The organism is Paraburkholderia humisilvae, from assembly GCF_902859855.1.
GTDB classification, from domain to species: Bacteria; Pseudomonadota; Gammaproteobacteria; order Burkholderiales; family Burkholderiaceae; genus Paraburkholderia; species Paraburkholderia humisilvae.
This window is the reverse complement of sequence record NZ_CADIKH010000012.1, coordinates 71,937-93,074: the sequence shown is the minus strand read 5'-3', so window position 1 is coordinate 93,074 and position 21,138 is coordinate 71,937. Positions and strand designations below refer to the sequence as shown.

Annotated in this window: 15 protein-coding genes; 9 read left to right on the top strand and 6 right to left on the bottom strand. The window is 58.0% G+C overall.

Going from position 1 to position 21,138, the window contains the following annotated elements; genetic code table 11:
* The first annotated feature begins 145 nt into the window (after positions 1-145).
* The 5 genes from ilvC (at position 146) to HV796_RS14680 (ending at position 8,661) form a co-directional block, all read left to right on the top strand.
* The gene (gene ilvC / locus HV796_RS14700; protein WP_175227234.1) at positions 146-1,159 is read left to right on the top strand and encodes a ketol-acid reductoisomerase; all 1,014 of its coding nucleotides are present in this window, start codon (positions 146-148) and stop codon (positions 1,157-1,159) included.
* Between the two features lie 190 nt (positions 1,160-1,349).
* Entirely contained in the window at positions 1,350-1,940 is a 591-nt protein-coding gene (locus HV796_RS14695) for a TetR/AcrR family transcriptional regulator (protein WP_175227233.1), read from the top strand.
* 110 nt (positions 1,941-2,050) lie between these two features.
* Positions 2,051-2,779, top strand: a complete 729-nt coding sequence (locus HV796_RS14690; RefSeq protein ID WP_175227232.1) for a cysteine hydrolase family protein — start codon at positions 2,051-2,053, stop codon at positions 2,777-2,779.
* A 552-nt stretch (positions 2,780-3,331) separates the two neighbouring features.
* Positions 3,332-3,925 (top strand): DUF1906 domain-containing protein, encoded by a 594-nt coding sequence (locus HV796_RS14685; RefSeq protein ID WP_217477915.1) that lies wholly within the window; start codon positions 3,332-3,334, stop codon positions 3,923-3,925.
* A 233-nt stretch (positions 3,926-4,158) separates the two neighbouring features.
* A complete protein-coding gene (locus HV796_RS14680; protein ID WP_175227230.1) occupies positions 4,159-8,661 on the top strand; it encodes a hypothetical protein in 4,503 nt (1,500 codons plus the stop codon).
* Here the strand turns inward: HV796_RS14680 and HV796_RS14675 are convergent.
* Positions 8,621-9,196 (bottom strand): 4-hydroxylaminobenzoate lyase, encoded by a 576-nt coding sequence (locus HV796_RS14675; RefSeq protein ID WP_175227229.1) that lies wholly within the window; start codon positions 9,194-9,196, stop codon positions 8,621-8,623. The two genes, HV796_RS14680 and HV796_RS14675, sit on opposite strands and share 41 nt — an antisense overlap.
* A gap of 328 nt (positions 9,197-9,524) precedes the next feature.
* Between HV796_RS14675 and HV796_RS14670 the strand changes: the two genes are divergently transcribed.
* Complete coding sequence (locus HV796_RS14670) at positions 9,525-9,908, top strand: VOC family protein (RefSeq protein ID WP_175227228.1); 384 nt, start codon at positions 9,525-9,527, stop codon at positions 9,906-9,908.
* A gap of 52 nt (positions 9,909-9,960) precedes the next feature.
* Entirely contained in the window at positions 9,961-11,388 is a 1,428-nt protein-coding gene (locus HV796_RS14665; RefSeq protein WP_175227227.1) for a cytochrome P450, read from the top strand.
* A gap of 106 nt (positions 11,389-11,494) precedes the next feature.
* Here HV796_RS14665 and HV796_RS14660 read toward each other — a convergent pair whose 3' ends face one another.
* Positions 11,495-13,057: a S53 family peptidase gene (locus tag HV796_RS14660; protein ID WP_175227226.1), complete on the bottom strand. Its 1,563-nt coding sequence runs from the start codon at positions 13,055-13,057 to the stop codon at positions 11,495-11,497.
* A 786-nt stretch (positions 13,058-13,843) separates the two neighbouring features.
* Positions 13,844-14,155 carry a type 2 periplasmic-binding domain-containing protein gene (locus tag HV796_RS14655; protein WP_175227225.1) on the bottom strand — a complete coding sequence of 104 codons (312 nt, stop codon included), beginning with the start codon at positions 14,153-14,155 and terminating at the stop codon, positions 13,844-13,846.
* Between the two features lie 398 nt (positions 14,156-14,553).
* On the opposite strand from HV796_RS14655, the gene HV796_RS14650 reads away from it, so the two are divergent.
* A complete protein-coding gene (locus HV796_RS14650) occupies positions 14,554-15,078 on the top strand; it encodes an H-NS family nucleoid-associated regulatory protein (protein ID WP_175227224.1) in 525 nt (174 codons plus the stop codon).
* 510 nt (positions 15,079-15,588) lie between these two features.
* On the opposite strand, the gene HV796_RS14645 is transcribed toward HV796_RS14650, so the two are convergent.
* Positions 15,589-16,893, bottom strand: coding sequence for an NAD(P)/FAD-dependent oxidoreductase (locus HV796_RS14645; RefSeq protein WP_175227223.1), 1,305 nt, complete (start codon positions 16,891-16,893; stop codon positions 15,589-15,591).
* A gap of 142 nt (positions 16,894-17,035) precedes the next feature.
* On the opposite strand from HV796_RS14645, the gene HV796_RS14640 reads away from it, so the two are divergent.
* Entirely contained in the window at positions 17,036-18,208 is a 1,173-nt protein-coding gene (locus HV796_RS14640; protein ID WP_175227222.1) for a hypothetical protein, read from the top strand.
* Between the two features lie 104 nt (positions 18,209-18,312).
* Here the strand turns inward: HV796_RS14640 and HV796_RS14635 are convergent, their stop codons facing one another.
* Together HV796_RS14635 and HV796_RS14630 are read right to left on the bottom strand one after the other, a co-directional pair.
* Entirely contained in the window at positions 18,313-19,761 is a 1,449-nt protein-coding gene (locus tag HV796_RS14635; protein ID WP_175227221.1) for an aspartate aminotransferase family protein, read from the bottom strand.
* Between the two features lie 36 nt (positions 19,762-19,797).
* Positions 19,798-21,132, bottom strand: coding sequence for a glutamine synthetase family protein (locus tag HV796_RS14630; protein ID WP_175227220.1), 1,335 nt, complete (start codon positions 21,130-21,132; stop codon positions 19,798-19,800).
* Positions 21,133-21,138: the final 6 nt, after the last annotated feature.

The window sequence follows — 21,138 nt, the reverse complement described above, 5'->3', positions numbered from 1 at the left end:
CCAGGTTGCCGTCCGATGAAATCGGGACAAACAGGAGGTGACACAAACGCGCCGCGCGATGCATCGTGCCGATCGGAATGGGCACAGCGTAGCGCTGGTGGGACTCTTCCGGGAGCGTCGAACTCCCTAACCAGACTGGACCATTATGAAAGTTTTCTATGACAAGGATGCCGATCCAACCCTCCTCAAAGGCAAGCGGGTTGCGATTATCGGTTATGGATCTCAGGGCCATGCTCATGCGCTGAACCTGAAGGACAGCGGCGTGAATGTAACGGTGGGATTGCGTGCGGGTGCGTCGTGGGCGAAGGCTGAAAAAGCCGGGTTGAAGGTCGCGTCGATGGCCGACGCGGTCACGCAGGCAGATCTCATCATGATGCTGATTCCCGACGAGCGTATCGCCGACGTCTATCGGGAGGACGTCGAGCCGCACGCGAAAAAAGGCGCTGCGCTCGGTTTTGCACACGGCTTCAATATCCATTTCGGACAGGTCGAGCCGCGCGATGATCTCGACGTCATCATGATTGCGCCGAAGGCGCCGGGTCATACGGTGCGCAGCACCTATGTGGATGGCGCCGGCGTTCCGCATCTCATCGCGGTCGCTCGCGATGTGTCGGGGTACGCGCGTTCGCTCGCGCTCGCGTATGCGGCAGCGATTGGCGGAGGACGTGCGGGCATCATCGAGACGAATTTCCGGGAGGAAACGGAAACTGACCTGTTCGGTGAGCAGACGGTACTGTGCGGCGGCCTGGTCGATCTGATCAAGGCGGGCTTCGAAGTGCTCGTTGAAGCGGGTTATGCGTCCGAGATGGCGTATTTCGAGTGTCTTCACGAGGTGAAGTTGATCGTCGACCTGATTTACGAGGGCGGTATTGCGAATATGAACTACGGCATTTCGAACAATGCCGAATTCGGGGAATATTCATCAGGGCCACGCATCGTCAACGATGCGACGAAGCGCGCGATGCGGGATGTATTGAAGGACATCCAGACTGGCCAGTACGCCAAAAGCTTCATACTCGAGAATCGCGCAGGCGCACCGACACTTCAGTCCCGTCGGCGCTTGATGGCCGAACACCAGATCGAGGTGGTCGGCAAGCAGTTGCGCGCAATGATGCCGTGGGTTGCGAAGAACGCACTCGTCGATCGGTCGAAGAACTGACGGCGCAATAGCGGCAGGATGAGAATGAGGGCGCGCGTCGATCGTGCGCCGCCACGCCTACGCCAAGGCATACAAGCACTTGACTCGATCGTCTTGAGCACCGGCGCGATACATTGCCGCACGGAGTCATTTGACAATAAAAAGGTGACCGGTTATCTTGGTATTTCTAACTGACCGCGAAATGCCCGACATGCCACGCCCGCCCAATCCTGAAGTGCGCACGCGACTGCTGTCCGTGGGACGCGATGTGGTGCATGAGTACGGCTTCAATGGCTGCGGTGTGCAAGACATCACGGCCGCCGCGGGTGTCCCGAAAGGGTCCTTTTACAACTACTTCGATAGCAAGGAGTCGTTTGCAGCTGAGATTCTCGAGGCTTACTGGCAGTCGATCAAGGAGCGGCATGGGCAGCTTCTGTACGACGCACGCATCAAGCCGCTGGTGCGGGTACGGAAATTCTTCGAGAGGTTATCGCACGACCACAGCGAGAACGGCTTCACACGGGGTTGTCTGATCGGCAATCTGTCGCTGGAAATGTCCAATGGTAGTGACGAGACGAGGCGCAAGCTGGCCGACTTGCTCGATCAATGGCAGCAAGCGCTGGCGGCATGTCTGCTCGAAGCGCAGGAGCGCGGCGAATTGGATCGGGCACACGACACGCATCAGCTAGCCGGGATCCTGATCGAGAGCTACGAAGGCGCTGTGATGCGCAGTAAAGTCGAACACAGCGCTAGCGCCTGCGAGCGCTTCGTAAAGGTCGTGTTGCCCAGGTTGATCAGGTAAAATTTTTTTGCCTTTTATTAAAGCGACTGGTCATCTATAATTTGAGGCGATGGCAGGTGTGACCCGCCAGCTTGGTGTTCCCGCAGTTTTTCTCGTGAAGAGAGGATCCGATGAGCAACGAAAGCCAGGCAGCACAACAGCAGTTGAATCCGTATGCTGATCCCGTCAATCCGGCGCTGCCGGAGACGGGCTTTAGTCTGGACCGCGCGAGGGCGGCGCTGGTAGTGATTGACCCGCAGATCGACTTTCTGAGTTCGAAGGGCGCAAGCTGGTCGGTGTTCGGGGACAGCATTGTCGAAAACAACACGGTGGCGAACCTCGGCAAGCTGTTCAAGGTGTTCAAGGAGCTCGGTCTGACGGTCGCCGTATCGCCGCACTACTACTACCCGTGCGATCACGAATGGCATTTCGGTGGCCCGCTTGAGAAGGTGATGCACAAGATCTGTATGTTCGACCGCAAAGGGCCGAACACATTGGAAGGGTTTGAGGGATCGGGGGCAGACTTCCTTGAGGAGTACAAGCCATACATTCTTGACGGCAAGACGATCATCGCGTCGCCGCACAAGATATACGGTCCCGAGTCCAATGACCTTGCGTTGCAGCTGCGCAAGAGGGGTATATCTCAGGTGATTCTGGCGGGCATGGCGGCCAACCTGTGCGTCGAGTCACATTTGCGCGAGCTGATAGAGCAAGGGTTTGAAGTCGTGGTCGTGCGTGATGCGACCGCTGGTCCCCGATTGCCGGACGGGGATGGATATCTCGCTGCGATCATCAACTATCGATACCTCGCGCACGCACTGTGGACCACCGAGCAAACCGTTAACGCGTTGACGAATTGATCGCGGCCGCGCGGGCTCCTCATGCGTGGCGAGGGTTCGACTATACGGTCCGTCTTTAGTGTCGAATCTCTGCTGTATTGATTCACTTCAAATTGCTGGCCATTCGCAACGGGTGTTCGAGGTTACGACCATGGTTTGATAACCTGATTACGTGAAAGATAAAATTAAAACCCGTCATCGCGTTCGTCAATTGACTTGTAGAAATCAGTGGATGCACTATGCTTCAGCAAAATAAAAAGAAGCCATCGGATGGCATGGCCTGGCTCCCGTAGATCTGCGTTCTAATCTTAAGTGGTGAAAGTTTTCAAACGTGGCGACATGCGCCGTGGATTGTCGTTGGAATTCACATTTCACGATGCATGTTCGCACGGTTTTATTGTGTCGAATCGAATTCGAGCCGCTGGTGGTTCCATATAAAAGCCGGTTCCTTTAAATCACCATTCGATTTTCTTTCACAACAGCAGGCGTTTTGCATAAGGAAGTGCCATGCCACTGACTGGAATCGTCACGTCTGCGCCACCGCGTTCACGCGGCTTCGATGCCGACACCGTTGTGTCTTCAACCATCGCGCAGGAATTTTCAGGTCAGGGTTATGGCTTCTGCATCCGCTACCTGTCGTTGGGCGCAGGACAGGCGAGCGGGGATCTGTCGCCGACCGAGGCTGCGGGAATTCTGTCTTCAGGACTCGCGTTGATGGCCGTACAGCATGTCGATGAGCCGGGATGGTCGCCGTCGCAAAGCTTGGGACAAACCTATGGAAACAACGCGGCCGGTAACGCCGCGCAGGTGGGTTTCCCCGCTGGGGTGAACCTCTGGTGCGATCTGGAAGGCGTCGCTGGTGGTGTTGCTGCGTCGGATGTCATCGACTATTGCAACGCCTGGTTCAACGCCGTATCGAGCGCCGGGTACGTGCCGGGCCTTTATGTCGGCGCTAACGCCGTGCTGACTGGACAGCAACTCTATTCGGACCTGCTGTTCCAGCACTACTGGCAATCGTGCAGCGATGTTCCTGAAGTTTCATGCCGTGGTTACCAGATGACACAGAGCTTCGTGTCTGATCCGGTCAACGGCATCTACATCGATGAAGACACTACGCAAACTGACAACGAGGGCGGGCGAGTACTGTGGCTGGTGAAAGCCCGTTAGCGGCACCCTGGATGTTCGAGGAGCAATGATTGAATCAGGTATTGCGATTCGATCCGGAAGAGAGAGTCGAATCGAATACACGGTTTGCAACGAACCCGAATGACCTGCTTCAGTCGTTTGCCACACAAACTGCATCACTATCTGACGAGGGCGATACGGGAAACGTTTGTCCGGCTTCACGAAAGCGCGTCTGATCAAACGCGGTTCTCGCCGGAAGCCCGGCGAAGCCCGTAATGCGGCGTTTTGATGAGCTTCGCGAACAGGCTAGCCACAAGCGGGAAGCGTACGCAAATGATATGAGCGTGGTTGCCAGATTCGTGAGGGACAGCGCCGCATTGACGCTGGGCATTGCAACGGGGGATGTCCCCAAGATCGCGAGAAGCATAGGCGGTCTCGTCGGCGATACATGGAGCGCGGGAAACGATCTGGCCTCGGCGCTTTGGACACCCTATGTCGACGTGCCCGGTATCGGCGATGTCTACTCGATGCCAGCCGTTACGCTTGCCGGCGACACGACGTGCATCTTTTATCAGGGCTCGGATAACACGCTGTATATGTGTTATGAAACGGACGCGCCTAGCTTGACCTATCCTGCTCAAGTCGTCCCGGGCTCGGTGGCGCTCTATGAATCAGCCGGACCTACCGCCGTCATGTTCAACGGCAGCTTATACGTGTTCTATGGAGGAACGGAAGGCGGCGGGGGAATGCAGCTCTGGTACAACGTCTATGATGGAACCTCGTGGAGTCCGGCCACTATGGTGGTCAATCATGCGGTTCTGGTCAGTGGAACGATGGCAGCCCCTGTTATCCTCACCAATCCTACGACAAACCAGCAAACGCTCTATCTCGTCTATACGTCGCCGGGTGTGGCAGCGGGAACATGTGACGTTGGTTATTCGTGGTCACCCAACGGTGAACCGGATTCCTGGACAACGGCCATCAATGTCACGCCGATTCCTGGTTACGCTGAGGGTTCTTCCCCTTGTGCACTGTCGGCAACGATACCCAGCCCTTACGAAGGCGAGGGGCCTACACAGGCCGAAATTAACATCTTCTATGGAGCAAGCAACTGGAGCGCGGCGTACTTCCAGGCAATACTCGGGTTTGACAGCGCAGGCACACCTTCAATCACTCCGTATCTGGCTTCCGAATGGACAGTCCCGAACACCGGGGTATCCTGCAATCCCTTTGCCGTCTTGACGACACCACCATTCACGTCTGAAGTGATGACGTACATGATTCACCAGGGTTGGGGACAGTGTGGGCAAATCTGGTACAACAGCCAACCCGCCGGAATGGACGAGTGGGTCGGCGACAAGCAGGTGGCCAATGCGATGACGTCGCCGGATGGATCCCCGACCGCCGCAGTCTTTGCGCCGGATGCGTTCTTCGGGCAAATGGCGACTGCCACGGACATGTATATCTGCTCTACTAACCAGGCGGGCAATGCGCTACTGGTGGGAAGTCTATCCCAGTATGCTGCTGACATCGCGCCGTCAGAGGTGCTCAACGTTCCGATTGGCTCCAGCATTGTCGGAAACTACCTGATTCCTGTTAGTTTCGGTGACAACCAGACGCCGCAGCCCTGGGTTTTCTATCAGGTTGTCAGTCCACCCAGCGGCGATGTTTCGGCTGCTTCCGCGATGCCTCCCTGCGCACTCTTCTATGCGGTTTATACGGAAAATGGTTGGGTACAGTCTATCGTCCCCACCACCACAACAGCGATGGCGATTGCGCCGGCCGGCTCACCGGCGACCGCTGTGCCAGCCACCAACGTACCGTATATGGTGAGCCGCACCACGAACGATGAAGTGGCATTTAGCTACTACAGCCATTTCTACAATGCGTGGTCACAACCGCTCGTCATTCCGGGGATCACCAGCAATACAGGATCCCCGTCGCTCACGATGTTCGGTGATCTGCTCTATATGTTCTACATCACGAACGGCACGATCTACTACAACACGTCTAGCAACGGCGGACTAAGCTGGTCAGGCAATACGGCGGTGCCGTGCAACTCCACGACCGGAATATCCGCAGTCGTGTTCAACAATGACCTATACGTCTTTTACGACGCAAACCCCAATTCGTCGGGCATGAGTCAGCTGTGGTACACGTGTTACTCCGGCTCACCCCCGCAGTGGGGCAACCCCACCCAGGTCGTGCCCACCGGACTCAATGCGAGCGACTGCATCGTTACAGGCACGCCGGCCGCGTGTGTCTATACCACTAGTCAGGGAAACAGCGTACTCATTGTCTTCTACGCAGGGACGGGTTGGACGGATAACTGGCAGCTTAGCGGCTGTACCCTGGAGCCGAGTGGCGCCTGGACTCAATTCGACGTACCTGATGTATCGGTCTCGGCGTCGCCCTCGACATACGTCGCGAGTGGAAGCGATCTGCTGAACGTGATGTATCAACCGGCCAGTTTTATAGGGCAACTCTACTATTCGGTCTACAACGGCTTCACATGGTCGGCACAGGGCACGACACTCCCGGTGACCGGCATGAGCGGCAGTACCGCGAACGTCATGTTGCAGCCATCCGGTCAAGCGACGCCGTCGCTCTTTATGATCTATAACACCTCGAGCGCAACCGTCGGCGAAACGAGCTATTGCGAATGCACCGCACCGACCACCGTGAAAGGTCTTGGCGAAGTCTCTCCGTACGAGGGAATGACCGGCGCGCCGACGGCGGTTGTCTTCAACAACGCGATCTGGGTTTTCTATCAAGGCACGTCGGATTGTGGGTATTCGGCGGGCACGCTGTGCTATCAGAGCAGCCCGATCCCCCCTACGCCAACACTGGAAAATCCGACTCCATCGTGGACGCCGTCGTGGACGGCGGTCGCCGCGGTACCTTCGACGAATCTGACGATGGGCACATCGGGTGAGTCGAATCCAGCGGCGGTGGTATTCGGCTCCAGCGTGTATGTTTTCTATTTTACAAACGATACCCACTGCTGGTTGACGTGTAGTGTGCTTGCCGAGAATTCAAACACCTGGTCCACGTCCAATGTCGAGGTGGACGGCGCGACGATATGCGGATCGCCTTGCGTTGGCGGTGCGCCGAGCGCCAACATGTCGCCCTCCGCGGTAGTCTGGAATGGCGCGATCTATGTGTTCTATACCGTCGAGGGAGGATTGAAGGAAATCAGATATCTGAATTGCGTCACCAGCACCGACGGTTCCACGTGGACCTCATGCCAGCCATCGTTTGTCACAACGTCGACCGGGGCAGTGCCGGCGCTCGTGTACAACAATGTCATTTACCTGTTCTACCAGGGTGTTGCAACGTCAGGCGCCCAGTCCGGAAACGCGACGAGCGATTACTATTACACGCCGTTTAGTTTGACTGGAAGCGCGCAGCCCACGCAAATAGGTTTGCTGACGATGAGCAGCGGTCCCTCAATCGTGGCATTCAACGGTCAGTTGTGGTGTCTCACCCAAGGTGGGAGTGTAGGCAACGCCATCCTGCCGATGATGCAGACGGTGGACGACTGTAAGGTGGTCAGCAGTGGGGATCAGCAGGTCTGGTACGCGACCACGCCGGACAACACGGTATGGTCGTGGAACACGGCATTTGGCGATGCCGCCATCGATGCTTCGACGATCCCCGCCGCCGTGGTATTTCCTCCTGAAAGCGTGGGGATCGGCGCGTCTGACACCACGTCGACTACGCCGGGCAGTTCCGCAGGTGCGAGCGCTTCCAACCTGTACGTGTTTTTTCAAAACAACGGCCAGATCAGCTACAAGTCGACGCCAGGCGGATACGCGAATTGGACCGCCGCCCAGGCCATTACGCCATCAGGGTCGACAGCGGGCAGTGCCATCGCGTCTTGTAGTCCGGCAGCCGTTAGTTTCCCTGTGTCCGATGCAGCCAGTTTGTGGCTCTTCTTCCAGGATGCGAACAGCGCAGGGCAACTGTGGTACACAACGTTCACCGGTGCTTCAGGATGGAGTCCGCTTTCTCAGGTCGTCCCGACGGGATGCACGGCGAGTACAGCGATCATGTCGCAATCCCCTTCAGCCGTGATTTACCCGCTACCCGAATACGCAACGGCGTCTTCGCCTTCACAACTTTACGTGTTCTACGGAGGACCGAGCGGCAGCATAACCGGTGCAGACGAGGCCGACCTGATACCGTTGTACTACAGCGTCTGTTCGGCCAGCGATGGGACGTGGACGCAGAATCAGATACCCGTCAGTTACTCGTGGTCCGGAGACGCCGAACTCGGTGTGTCGGCGCAAACGCTTTATGGATTTGACTCATCGACGTCTCCTAATGCCGTTGTCTTTAACAACACGTTGTATGTTTTCTATACAGCGCTATACGGGCCTGTACAGTTGAGTGGAACGGAGGAAGGCAACATCGACACCTTCTTCGCCTACAGTACGTTCAATGGGACATCCTGGTCCAAGATCAACTTTCCCGCGATCGTGCCTTACAGCGAGGGGACAGGAGGAACGGCAACCGTCGTGGCGTATTTCATTTGTGCTTGCGCGATCAACGGTATCTTGTATGCGTTCTTCCAGAACAGTCTGGAACCAAGCGCAATGTGGTATACGCAAACGTCGGACGGAAGTACCTGGTCCATGGCTGCGCCGGTTATAGAGTCACAACTGGTCAGTAGCGGGACAGGAGTTCAGTACTCGCAAGATGCCGTGAAGGTCTATTCCGGATCAACAATGGTCTTTAATTATCTCGGGATACCCGTAACCGTAGCGGCTGGATAGATCCGCCGAATGCAAGCCGTCCGGCGGGCAGAAAAGTGAGCGAGAGGACGGCGCCGCCTTTAACTTCCGGAAAGTGGTGGCTGCCCGGCGCGGGTGCCGTCCAGCCGCCATAGCACCAGCCGTTCGGACCAGCGAGCGCGGCGCCTTTAACGAGCGGTATCACCAGATTGAATTCGCCATAGGGATGCAAGTGATAGTCGGCACGGAAGCTACCCTCGGGATTGTTCTGAGCGTTATCCGTGCTGTCCAGTAGTACCACTGTGGCGCTGAAAAAGAACGTTTCCGCACAAGGCACAGCCAGTCGCGACCGGCGATAACGCGGACCTGCGACTTCGGTGTCGGCCGCCCACCCTTGCTGCACGCCGAGGCTAGTCAGTCGAGCTAGGTCTTTGTACAACTCGCTTCCCACACCGTATTTCGTATTTAGCCATTGCTCGACCTCGGTGCCGGCGGTCATGTCCTTGACCTCTTGCAGCAAGGGGATAAAACGGGCGACAAGGTCGTCTTTGGTACTCGTGGATGGGGTCTGGGACATCTGGGTTCCTGCGTGGATTCAATGGAGTCGATTAGCTGTCCGGCGCGCCCCGTCATCTGTCGGAACCTTTGCGCAGCGAAGCGGCCTCATTCCAGAAATACACGAGATTTCGAACATTTTGACGGCGTGGCCAGAGAAGAGCGAAGAATGTCTCAAGAGCGTCGAAAACGCTGTCTGTCCAACCTGCCGTCGACGTTGCGCAGGCTTACGTACATTTCACTTGAACGCCATCAGGTGTTGGCTATGTTTAATCCATGGTGAGACAGGAGCGCCGGGCGCCGTCTTCGCCTCGAGGGCATACGTGGCCACATTTGGTGAGGGTCGCAACATGGACGTACAGCTAAACCACACTATCGTCTGGTGCAGCGATAAGCGGAAGTCGACAAAGTTTCTCGTGGACATCCTCGGACTTCCGGGGCCCGTTGAGTTCGGACAGATGCTGGTCGTTCAACTCGACAACGGTGTCTCGCTCGACTTCTTCGAACGCGATGGCACGATTTCCATGCAGCACTATGCGTTTCTGATCAACGAGGACGAATTCGACCGCGTCTTCGCTCGTATTCGCGATAGAGGGCTGCAATACTGGGCCGATCCCGGCAAGCAGCGTGCCGGCGAAACCTATCTGCACAACGGCGGCCGGGGATTGTATTTCGACGATCCTGACGGTCATTTTCTTGAAGTCATGACCCGCCCTTACAAAATTGGCGGCTAGTGGCTTGACGGCCCATTGTCGTCGCGTTGCGGCCGGCGAGGCGGGGGAGAATATGGCGGACCTTCAGCTCGACACGAACGAAACCTTGCGCAACGTCGCCGATTTGCCGTGCCCGCGAGGCTTACCGCTGCTGGGGAATCTGCTGCAGATGGCGCCGTCGAAACTTCACTTGACCTTGGAGCAATGGGCGAAGCGGTTTGGTTCACCATTCAGGGTTCAACTCGGCACGATTCCGGTCACCGTTTGGACGCAGGCGGATCTGTTCCAGGCTGTCATGCGTGAGCGTCCGCATCAGTATCGACGTTTTGCTCCAATAGAATCGGTTATGGCGGAAATGGGCGGAAACGGCGTGTTCTCTGCGGAGGGCTCGGCTTGGGAGCCGCAGCGTCGGCTCGTGATGCGAGCGCTCTCCTTTTCCAACATCAAAGGGTTTTATCCGACTCTCGCAGCGATTACCGAGCGTCTTCTCATTCGCCTGCAAGAGGCCGCAAATGAACATAGAACGCTTGAAATGACACAGGAACTCAAGCGCTATACGGTTGACGTGACGAGCACGCTCGCCTTTGGCGAGGACCCGCATACACTCGAACAGGAACGGGGCATCATCCAGGAACAGCTGGGCCTGATACCGCCCGCACTCATGAGGCGTGTTACTGCACTCTTTCCGTATTGGCACTATGTCACGTTGCCCCAGGACCGGCGACTCGCGCGGGCAATGGTGGAGGTGCACAGCTACGTTCGCAAGATGATCGAACGGGCGCGCGAGCGCATGAGCCAGTCTCCTGATGACCCACCGCGCAACCTGCTTGAAGCAATGCTCGCCGCACGCAACGAGCCCGATTCAACAGTGACCGACGAACAGATCTCGGCAAACGTCCTGACACTTCTTGTCGCGGGAGAGGATACGACGGCTAACGCGATTGCCTGGGGACTGATGTACATTGCCGCGGATTCACACTTGCAGGATCGGTTATTCGAACAGTCGTGTGCGGTGCTGGGTCAGTCGAAAGTCTGTCCGGACTATGACGCACTGAAGCATCTCGACCTGTGCGAGGCGGTGTGTAATGAGGCACTCAGACTGCGGCCAGTTGCCGCGATACAGACGTTCGAGCCGCTCACTGATGTGCGCCTGGGCGGTGTAGCCATTCCAGCGGGCACACGCATGCTGTTGCTCACGCGTCCGGGCATGCTGGACCCGCGGAACTTCGCGCGTCCAGAAGCATTTGAACCCGACCGTTGGCGGCACCCGCGAGATCTATCGGACGGTGCGCATGAACCAAAGGCGTACCTGGCATTCGGTGCGGGGCCGAGAGTGTGTCCGGGCCGTTATCTCGCGGCGGTTGAGATGAGGCTGGTTATATCGATGTTGATGAGGCACTTCAAGATCGAACTGGCAATTGACCCAGCCGGGATTGAAGAGGTGTCTGCTTTTACGATGGTGCCGAACAGAATGCCAGTTCGACTGACGCCTCGTGACTAGCTTTCGGATACGCTGACTGTCGCGTTTGTCGCGGCAGCAAAGAAGAGTGGGTCGTCGCCCGACGGTCGTTCAATAGCACGCCGTCCGGCGACGCGGCTTTCTAACGTTACAGCGTCCTTGCGATCGCTTCGCCGTCCGGAACGCCAATGCCCGTGCAAGCATCCCATCCTTTGCTGCCGGCGAAGTCTCCGTTGTTGCCGTGACGGATGTCCTTGCAGACTCCGGCGTGCCGATAGAGGCGCGGCGTGACGAATCCGAGCGGAGCGCCCTTGATGCTGTTGATTCGCGCGACCAGACCGGCCCAAAGCGGCGCGACCGCGCTCGTGCCGCCTATCGCGCCCACGCGGCCGCCGACGATCACCAGGTAGCCCGAATCGGGCGACGCGTCGCCTGCGACATCAGGCACACCGCGATGGGTCAACTCGATCGCTTCGCCTTTGGTACGCGCAGCCGAGAGCCCCGCTTGCCAGACAGGCCGCTCGAACAGCGTGCTGATTCCGCCACCCGTCGCGCCGCCCTTCGGGCCGTCGTTCCAGACTACTTCGGCTTTGGCTCCGTCGCCGTGTTCGTCGATTCGCGTGCCGCCGCAAGCGAGCGCAAACGGGCTCGACGCAGGAAAGTTGACTGCGTCGGGCTTGTTCGGCCCCGCATCGTGCGAGCCGCTGTCGCCGGACGCTATGCATACCGTGATGCCGAGCAGCGCGGCCATCTGCAGTGCGTCGTTGAGCCGCGCGACGGTCTGCTGCGTCCATTCCGATTCCGCCGCGCCCCAACTGATCGAGATGACGGTCGGCTGGTTTACGTCGTCGTGTATCGCGGTGGCAAGCGCCTCGATAAAGCCGGCTTCGGTGTTTTCGGCGAAATAGACGGCGATCTTCGCAGCGGGCGCGACAGCGCCGCATACCTCGACATCGAGCGCGACCTCCAAATCGGCGCCTTGCGGGTCAGGGCTCGGACTGTTGGTCGCATGCCCGATATCGACCGACACGACCTCGGGCATCGGCACGCCCAGCAGGCCAAAGTACGCCTGCAAATCCCTGTCGCGATAGCCGCCACCGAACTCGAGGATGCCGATACATTGCCCGCGGCCGTCAGCATGCGGGAACTTGTAGCGAGAAGCGAGCTGCAACGGGTTGAACGCGACCGGCTGTGGCTCATCGTTCGTTGAGTTTGCATCGAATTTCGCGTGAACGTAAGGACGTGCCTGCGGACGGTTGTCGAGACCGAGCACGGCCGTCACGATGCCTTCGAGTTCGTCGGGAACATGCACAGGACCCGAGCGGCCGCGATACTTGCCGAGTTTTGGGTGAGTGTAGACATCGAGTTTGACGTCGAACGCCTTCTGAAAGTGGGCGACAGTGCCCGCGAGCACCATCAGATGCGATTGCGGCGCCTCCCGGACCACCTTCATGCCGTGCGCGGATGCGAATTCGTGAACCTTCGTGCAATCTGCCGATGAGGTTCCGAACTGGCTCGCGAAGGTCTTTCTGTCCATTGCCGGTACGGTTTCACCTTCTTCGAGCTTGTGAATGAGCGCCTGGTACGCCGCGTCGTTTTTTCGTCGCAGCTTCAGTTTGACTTCGATCTCTTCGTGTGGGTCTGTGGGATGGAGACGTTTTGAACCGACTACCGGCTGACGCTCGCTTCCAGCAACGACGTGTTTGGCCATTTGAATGCCTCCGTTCAGGAATCCGCGACTACTCTTTCGTTTCAACACAACGGACGCATGTGATGTGCGCTCGTCTCGAGTGTTGAAAACATCTGGACGTGGGGTTTATTCCTGATGTTTAATGCGGCCGTGCTTCGTTGCGTGAGACCGATTCAGGCTAATGCAAGGTTGACGACCTGTCGCACGTCCTCCCGGTTTTGCGTCCATCGGATGGCCGAATCGCAGTTCTCTGCCTTTAATAGAGCCGCGATGTGGCAGGAATCGCTCATGATGGTTCTTCGAGCGATCGTGTAGTTCAGGTCGATTAGATAAGATAGTCAATCGTTGAATCTATGCTTATATGAATTAATCAGTCATCCGAATTAGCCGAGATGGACCCGGCTGGCTCAAGGGCGTGACGGCAAATCTAACACGGCTTACCGCTACAGCAAGTAGCGTCGTGCGAGCCTAACGCGCATAGCACGCTTCGTCCAGTTGCGGTCACTGATGGGCGCTGCCACCCGTGCATTGATTGTTCCAGTGCGACCAGTTGCCGCTCGACGAGCGCAAGAAGGTTGCTGCAGGCGGTATTGACCTGGTCGGGTGCATTGCGGACCAGCAGCAGGGTCGAGAATTCGTGTGGGCTTAGCATCTTGATGGTTGCGTGCGCATTGTCGCGTTCCTGGGGCAGCCGGAAGCGGCCTCAACATTCGGACGCTAGTATGCGATCGAAGCACTCGAAAAAAGAGCCCATCACACGAGACGGACTGTTCGCCAACGAGCAAAAAGGCAGTGGCGTAGCGCGCTTTACCGCCCGCGCGGCCTTGTACTGAAGAAATCGACGAATGCACGAATGCGCGCAGGCAACAGTGCGAGGCCGAGACCGGATAACGTCAGTCGGCGCAGCATCCCGAGGCTATTCACCCGCACGTTGCCGGGCACATTGGGGGGCAACTGCTCGCTGTCGCGTGTGAATGTCCACGGCTCGTTCGAGTCAGGTTGGTCGCCGAGCGCGTCGTTGACGGCAGGCTTCCGAAAATGGATAACACCGCTAGAAGCCTGGAAGCACTGCTGCGGTACACAGTAGTTGTAAGAATTGATTAAAAAAGATGTAATCATATGCATTCGCAAGGCTCGTCTACTGAAGAGACAACGCAACGGAACGTGATTTCGCCAGACAAATTTCAACACTGAATAGTACGTACTCCATCGGCGCCTTGTGACCGTCGCTGGAAGAATGCCCGTTGACTTCGGACGTGCTCCTCAAATCGGTGAAGAACATGTCGACGCGCCGGCGTGCCCTTTGTCGCTAACCCATTCCGCAATCCGCAACATGTTCTTTGTAATGGGCGAATTGCTGTTCCAGGCACACACGTAAGCATTTTTTTGAGATGCCTCTCTATGTGATTAGACATGCCCGCTATGGAAATGCTGGCTAATAAGCGAGCGAATTCAGGTTGGCATTCCACCACTCGCCGTTCTGTGTCATAGTGCGGCCAATGCCAAAGGAGATGAAAATGGTCACTCTAGAAAAAATGCACGAACAAATTGCGAAACTGCAAGCGCGGGCGGATGCGCTGATTGCAAAGCGGTCGACCGCGGCTATCGAGAAAATCCGTAGCATCATGGTAGAGCACGGGCTGACAACAGCCGATATCGAGGCACACATTGGTGGCAAAAAGCGTGGTCGCAAGCTGGGTGCGCAAGCTGCAAGGAAATCAGCCGGTGTCGCGAAATATCATGACCCAAGGTCAGGGGCCACCTGGACAGGGCATGGCCGCGCACCGGCCTGGATTGCCAACGCGAGTGACCGTACAAAGTTTTTGATTGGTGGAACCGCTGCAATTGCGGTCACAAAGGCTGGCGAGAAGGCAACGAGTGTTCGTCGTCATGGTGCGCGCGGAGCTGCGGCTAAAGCCAACGGAAAACTGCCGCCAAAATATCGTGACCCCAAGACAGGTGCGACGTGGAGCGGGCATGCGCGGCCACCGGCGTGGATTAAGAATGTCAAGGACCGCTCGAAGTATCTGATTGCAAGCTAGCGCCCGATGGTTAACGCCCGTGAGCAGGACAACCCGGTCCTGCTCAAATCGATCTCGATGCCTTCGGGTGCAGGTAGCGAGGCCGACTCTCGTTGTATTTCATTCGCCGTCGTAACGTTAGCGGCCGGGGTTGCGCTCAAGGAGTGCTGGCCGCGAATGCCGCAGCGAGTGTGCCTTCGCGAATATGTCGTGGCCTCGTTGAATAACCAGTCACGGAAGGCCAGGAGTCTTGACAGCGTGACGCACGGATCGCGGTACACGACGTAATAGGCTAAGGCCTAAACGGGGTTTATGCCGGGGAACAACCGGTTTAGTCGCCCGTCCGTCAGATCGTCACGTGTCGTTACACTACGAGCGAGGGCTATTCCTTATTCTTCAATTGCGCCGTGCAGAACGGCGACCGAATTAATGATTCGCGGACCCCGAGTCAACGCAATGACACGCGCCAGGACGATGGGCGCGAATGTCCGTTGCCGAGGGCGGAGACAAGGTCTCTCATTGGGCCGCCACCTAAACCAACTCGCGAATCCGGTGATACAGCATGCCGAGTTCAAGTGCGGGACCGCGCAATCCAGGACCTCCCGGAAAGCGCGCATGCCTGATCCTCGCAAAGGCGTCGAGGGTGGCGTGGTCCCCGGCGATTGCCTGAGCGACCGCGCGCCCAGCAATGCCAGTCAACGCGACGCCGTGACCGGAAAAGCCTTGCACATAGAAATAGTTCGGATCGATCGCTCCGAAATCGGGCGCGCGATTGCGGGTCACGTCGACGAATCCGCCCCATCCATACTCGATACGCGCACCGGCCAGTTGCGGGAATACGTGAACCATCCGCGTGCGGATCGCTTCGGTGAGCCGCGCCGACGCCGCGCCTGTCGAGGTCGCGCGGCCGCCGAACAGCACGCGGTGGTCGGCCGATACGCGAAAGTAGTCGAGAAAGAAATTGTTATCACATACGGCGGCACGTCCAGCGATGAGCGCGTCCGCACAAGTTTCACCGAGCGGCTCGGTCGCGACGATATACGACGCGATTGGCGCGATGCGTGCCGCGATGGCCGAGGGCAGCACGTCGCCGAGCGTCGCGTTCCCGCATGCGGCGACGAAACGGCAACGCACTGCGCCAGCCGTTGTGCGCACAACCGGTTGTGCGCCGCGTACCACCTCGACCACCGGTGAATGCGCAAAAAGCCGCGCGCCTTCGCGGCGCGCCGCTTGTGCGAGGCCTAGGCAATACTTGAGCGGATGCAGATGTCCGGACAACGGATCGAACACGCCGGCAAGATAGCGACGGGACGCGATACGGGTGCGAATCGCGTCGTGATCGATCCATTGAAGATACGGATAGCCCCAGCGGGTGGTAGCGGCATCCATCCACGCGCGCAGGTCTGCGATGCGCTTTTTCCTTGTGGCGACAGTCAGGTAGCCCTGCGTGAAGTCGCAGGCGATTCCATAACGCTCGATACGCTCGCGCACGAGCTCGACACCTTCGACCGACAGTGCCCACGCGGCACGCGCGCCGTCAGTGCCGAGCTGGTGCTCGAGTACTTCGTCTTTGGCAAAGCCGACCAGCATCTGTCCACCATTGCGACCCGATGCGCCCCAGCCGGGCCGGTGAGCGTCCAGCACGATTACCGATAAGCCGCGTGCACGGCATTCCAACGCAACGGACAAACCGGAAAAGCCCGCGCCTATCACGCAGACGTCCGCGTCGAGCGTCCCTTCGAGGACCGGGTCGTCGACCAGGGGGCGCACTGCAGTGGCCTCGTAGTAGGAGTTGCGGATCAGTTCATCCGCGCGGCGGTCGAGGAGAGAGGTCATTGCAGCAGGTAGGCCGTGGGGAATCGGGAGGGCGCCCGGTTGAGAAGGAGGAATTCTACTGTTGTGTGCAATGCATGCCGGATCATTACCTCGCTAGCCGCACGATTGATTTAATGGTGCACGCATCCTCCCAAGGGTAGTGATGTCGTTCGGCGCGGCACCTGATACGCCACTAGCAAGTCACGGTGCAGGTTGCATCGTATCCATTTTCGAAAGAGGTCATATCGTGTTGCCCTTTCATATCACGATCGGCAAGACTCGCGAAGCACCGCATACCGAACCGCCTTCAGGCCATGCAGCACCGCCTGAGCGGGTTGAAATGCCGGTGAAGAACGGGACTCGGAGCGGTGCTTTCTTCGTCTCGAGCGGCGGTAGCAATACGCACGCGAACCCCGACAGCGTGCGAAGTCGGTCTACCCCGACGGATACTGCGTCCAACTGGCCGCGGAGTTATGCGTTGGGAAATTTGCCGGCCGAGTACCGCAGTTCGTCGACGCCTGGCGTGATGATCGCGGAAAATGGAGGCGAATTCATCGTGAATGGCGACCACGGTTATCCGGTCAGCACAGACGCTACCACAGGTCAGCATGTTGTCTACGACGCGAACAATCCCGCGAGCCCGACTTACTCCGTTACAAAATCCGCTAGCGGCGGCTGGACCATCGATACCCGTTTGCCAGGGGCGCATGCAGCAGAGAGCGCGGAACTGCCTTCACGTTACGCAAGCCGATCGAAGGATGCGCTAAAGGAAGATTCAAGGCATTTGGGCATCTATCTCGATGACATTGGCCAGCAGTACCTGCGGGACAAAGGAAAAAATTTCCCGGCGCGACACGATGCGACTCATCAAACCTGGCGGATCGTACAACCCGACAACCCCGCAAAACCGGGAATTCCAGTTAACCGAAATGATGACGGAAGTTGGAGTATGACTCGTGACGTCGGCCTGCCCGGTGGCGGAGACACCAGGTCGCAACGATTCAGCGAGCTCACCAATCGCAAGCGATCGCTGGAAAGCGAAATAGCGCATTCGCAAGGCAGATCCTATGAATTACAGCAACGGTACGATGCTGCGAAGTTCAGATTTCAGGCCGTAAAGCGAAGCATCACTCAGCTCGCGGCCAATGAAAGAGGTTTAGCTAAGGAAATGCAACTCCACTTCGAAGCGGTCCAATATGAGCGTGAGATGCTGGACCTGGAACGTGAAAGGGAGGCCGAGGTCAGTAAGTACAACTATGCCAAACTTGGCCTGCATGCGGTGGAGCAGGAACTGGCAAGCCTGAATCTGTCTAACTGGAATCCGCAAACCTGGTAAGTCATAGCGTTATTCCGGCATGCGTATTCGGGGCGATAGGGGGCGGAGACCACCTGAACGCCTTTGCGCCGCTCGCCCCGCTTTCGCAAGCTTGCTCCGCCTGCTCAGCGACGTTCTAATTGTCGAGCGGTTGCATCGATCGCACACTTTGCCTTCTCGACTATCTCATCGATCTCGCTCCTGTTGATGACAAGTGGGGGCGACAGGACCATCCTGTCTCCGGTGGCCCGCATGATCAGATTGCCGTTAAAGCAGAAATCGCGGCAGATCGTGCCTGCTTCAGCACCGTTTTCAAAGCGTCGGCGTGTCCGTGGGTCACTTGAGAGCTGCACGGCGGCGACCAGTCCCGTCCCGGCCACTTCGCCGACAATCGGATGGTCCTCGAACGTCTCGCGCAAGAGACGCTGAAAGTAAGGCCCGGTCTCATGCTTGACGCGCTCGACGATCCCTTCGTCGCGCAACAGCGTGAGATTCGCAATGGCTACCGCAGCGGCAACCGGATGGCCGGAATAGGTCATTCCGTGATTGAACTCGCCGTTGTCGATCAGCGCGCTCGCGATGCGATCATGCAAGCCGACCGCGCCCATTGGCACATACCCGCTTGTGAGTCCCTTCGCGAGCGTGATCAGATCCGGCTCGAAACCGAAATGTTGATGCGAGAACCATTCACCGGTGCGGCCGAAGCCACCGATCACCTCATCGGCCCCGAGCAGAACATCATATTTGCGGCAAATACGCTGGATTTCCGGCCAATAACTCGATGGCGGAAAGATTACACCACCCGCTCCCTGGAAAGGCTCACCGACAAACGCAGCGACGTTTTCGGCGCCAAGCTCGAGGATTTTCGCTTCGAGCTGGCGCGCGCGTTCGAGGCCGAATGCATCGGGCGTCATATCAGCTGAGGCTTCACCGAAGAAATACGGCTGATCGATATGCACGATATGCGGAACCGGCGACGGTATCTGTTCGTGCATATAGTCCATGCCGCCGAGCGTGGCGCCCGCGATTGTCGACCCGTGATAACCGTTCTTGCGTGAAATCACATATTTCTTTGTGGGTCTGCGTTGCGTCGCCCAATAGCGATGCACGATGCGCAGCATCGTGTCGTTGCCTTCCGAACCGCTATTGCAATAGAAAAAATGATTGAATGCAGCAGGTGTCAGTTCCGCCAGCAACGCCGACAGTTCGATAACAGGCGGATGGCTCGTCTTGAAGAACGTGTTGTAGAACGACAGGTCCTGCATCTGTCGGTACGCGGCATCCGCAAGTTCCTTGCGCCCGTAGCCGACGTTCACGCACCACAGGCCGGCCATGCCGTCCATGATGCGATTTCCGTCGGAATCCCAGAGGTAGACGCCTTCCGCCTTCACGATGATGCGGCTGCCGTTGCGGTTCAGCGCGCCCGTATCGGAGAACGGATGGATATGATGCGCGGCGTCGAGCGCGCGATATTCGGCCGTACTGCGGGTACCCCGCGATGATTCGCCGCGCTGCTGCGCGTTGGCGGCGTGTGCTGGCGGTGCATAGGTGGCTCCTTGTGTCGTCAAGCTCATGATGCCTCCGATGTCAAACAGACGGTGCTGCGCGCACTAGACGTGCAGCAGCAAATGTTTGCGTTCCCAGGAACTGATCACGCGGAAGAACGCCTCGTATTCGGTTTCTTTCAGCGTCAGGTACGCTTTGACAAACCGCTCGCCGAGTGTCTCCGCAAGCGGCGTGCACGCGGCCATCAGCGTGAGACCTTCTTCGAGATTGCGCGGCAGCTGGTAAGGCATCCGATAACCGTCACTCGACAGCGGCTCGGTCGGGTTCAAATGCTGGGTCATGCCGAGGTAACCGGCCGCCAGCGTGCCGGCGATCGCCAGATACGGATTGCAGTCGACGCCCGGAATGCGGTTCTCGATCCGTCGCGCCGCGGGACCCGAATGCGGAATGCGAAAGCCCACCGTGCGGTTGTCATAGCCCCATTGCACATTGATCGGTGCGGCCATGAAACGCGACAGCCGGCGATAAGAGTTGATATACGGCGCGAAAATAGGCATCAGCGCGGGTGTGTATTTCTGAAGACCCGCGAGATAGCCGTGGAATAACGCCGTCGGCTCGCCGTCGCGGCGGGTGAAGAGATTCTCGCCGGTATGGACGTCGACAAGGCTTTGATGCACATGCATCGCCGAACCTGGTTCGCCTTCCATCGGTTTCGCCATGAAGGTTGCGTACATCTGATGACGCAACGCGGCCTCGCGCACGGTACGCTTGAATAGAAACACACGGTCAGCCAGATTGAGTGGATCGCCATGCAGGAAGTTGATCTCCATCTGTGCGGCGCCCACTTCGTGAATCAGCGTGTCGACTTCCAGCTCCTGGACGTCGCAATACTCGTAGATATCTTCGAAGAGAGGATCGAACTCGTTGACCGCTTCGATCGAATAGGCCTGCCGGCCGGTTTCGGCACGCCCGGTACGGCCGATCGGCGGCCGCAACGGCAGGTCCGGGTCCTTGTTCATGTCGACCAGATAGAATTCGAGCTCGGGCGCGACAACGGGCTTCCAGCCCTTCGCCTGATAGAGATCGAGCACGCGGCGCAACACACGGCGCGGCGAAATCTCGACGGGCGTGCCATCGAAATGCACGCAATCGTGAATCACCTGTGCGGTCGGATCGACGGCCCACGGGATAATGCGAATCGTCGATGCGTCGGGTACGCATACCATGTCCGGATCGGTGACGCCGGTCAAGCCGCCGTCGGACGGATAGTCGCCGGTAACGGTCTGCACCATGACCGCCTGCGGCAGGCGCATCGATTCGCCCGATTCAAACTTGCTGCGCGGAATGATCTTGCCGCGCGCGATGCCCGCCATGTCCGGAATGATGGCTTCGATCTCGGTGATATGGTGCTTCTTCAGAAATTCATCAATGTCGTCCATGATGGT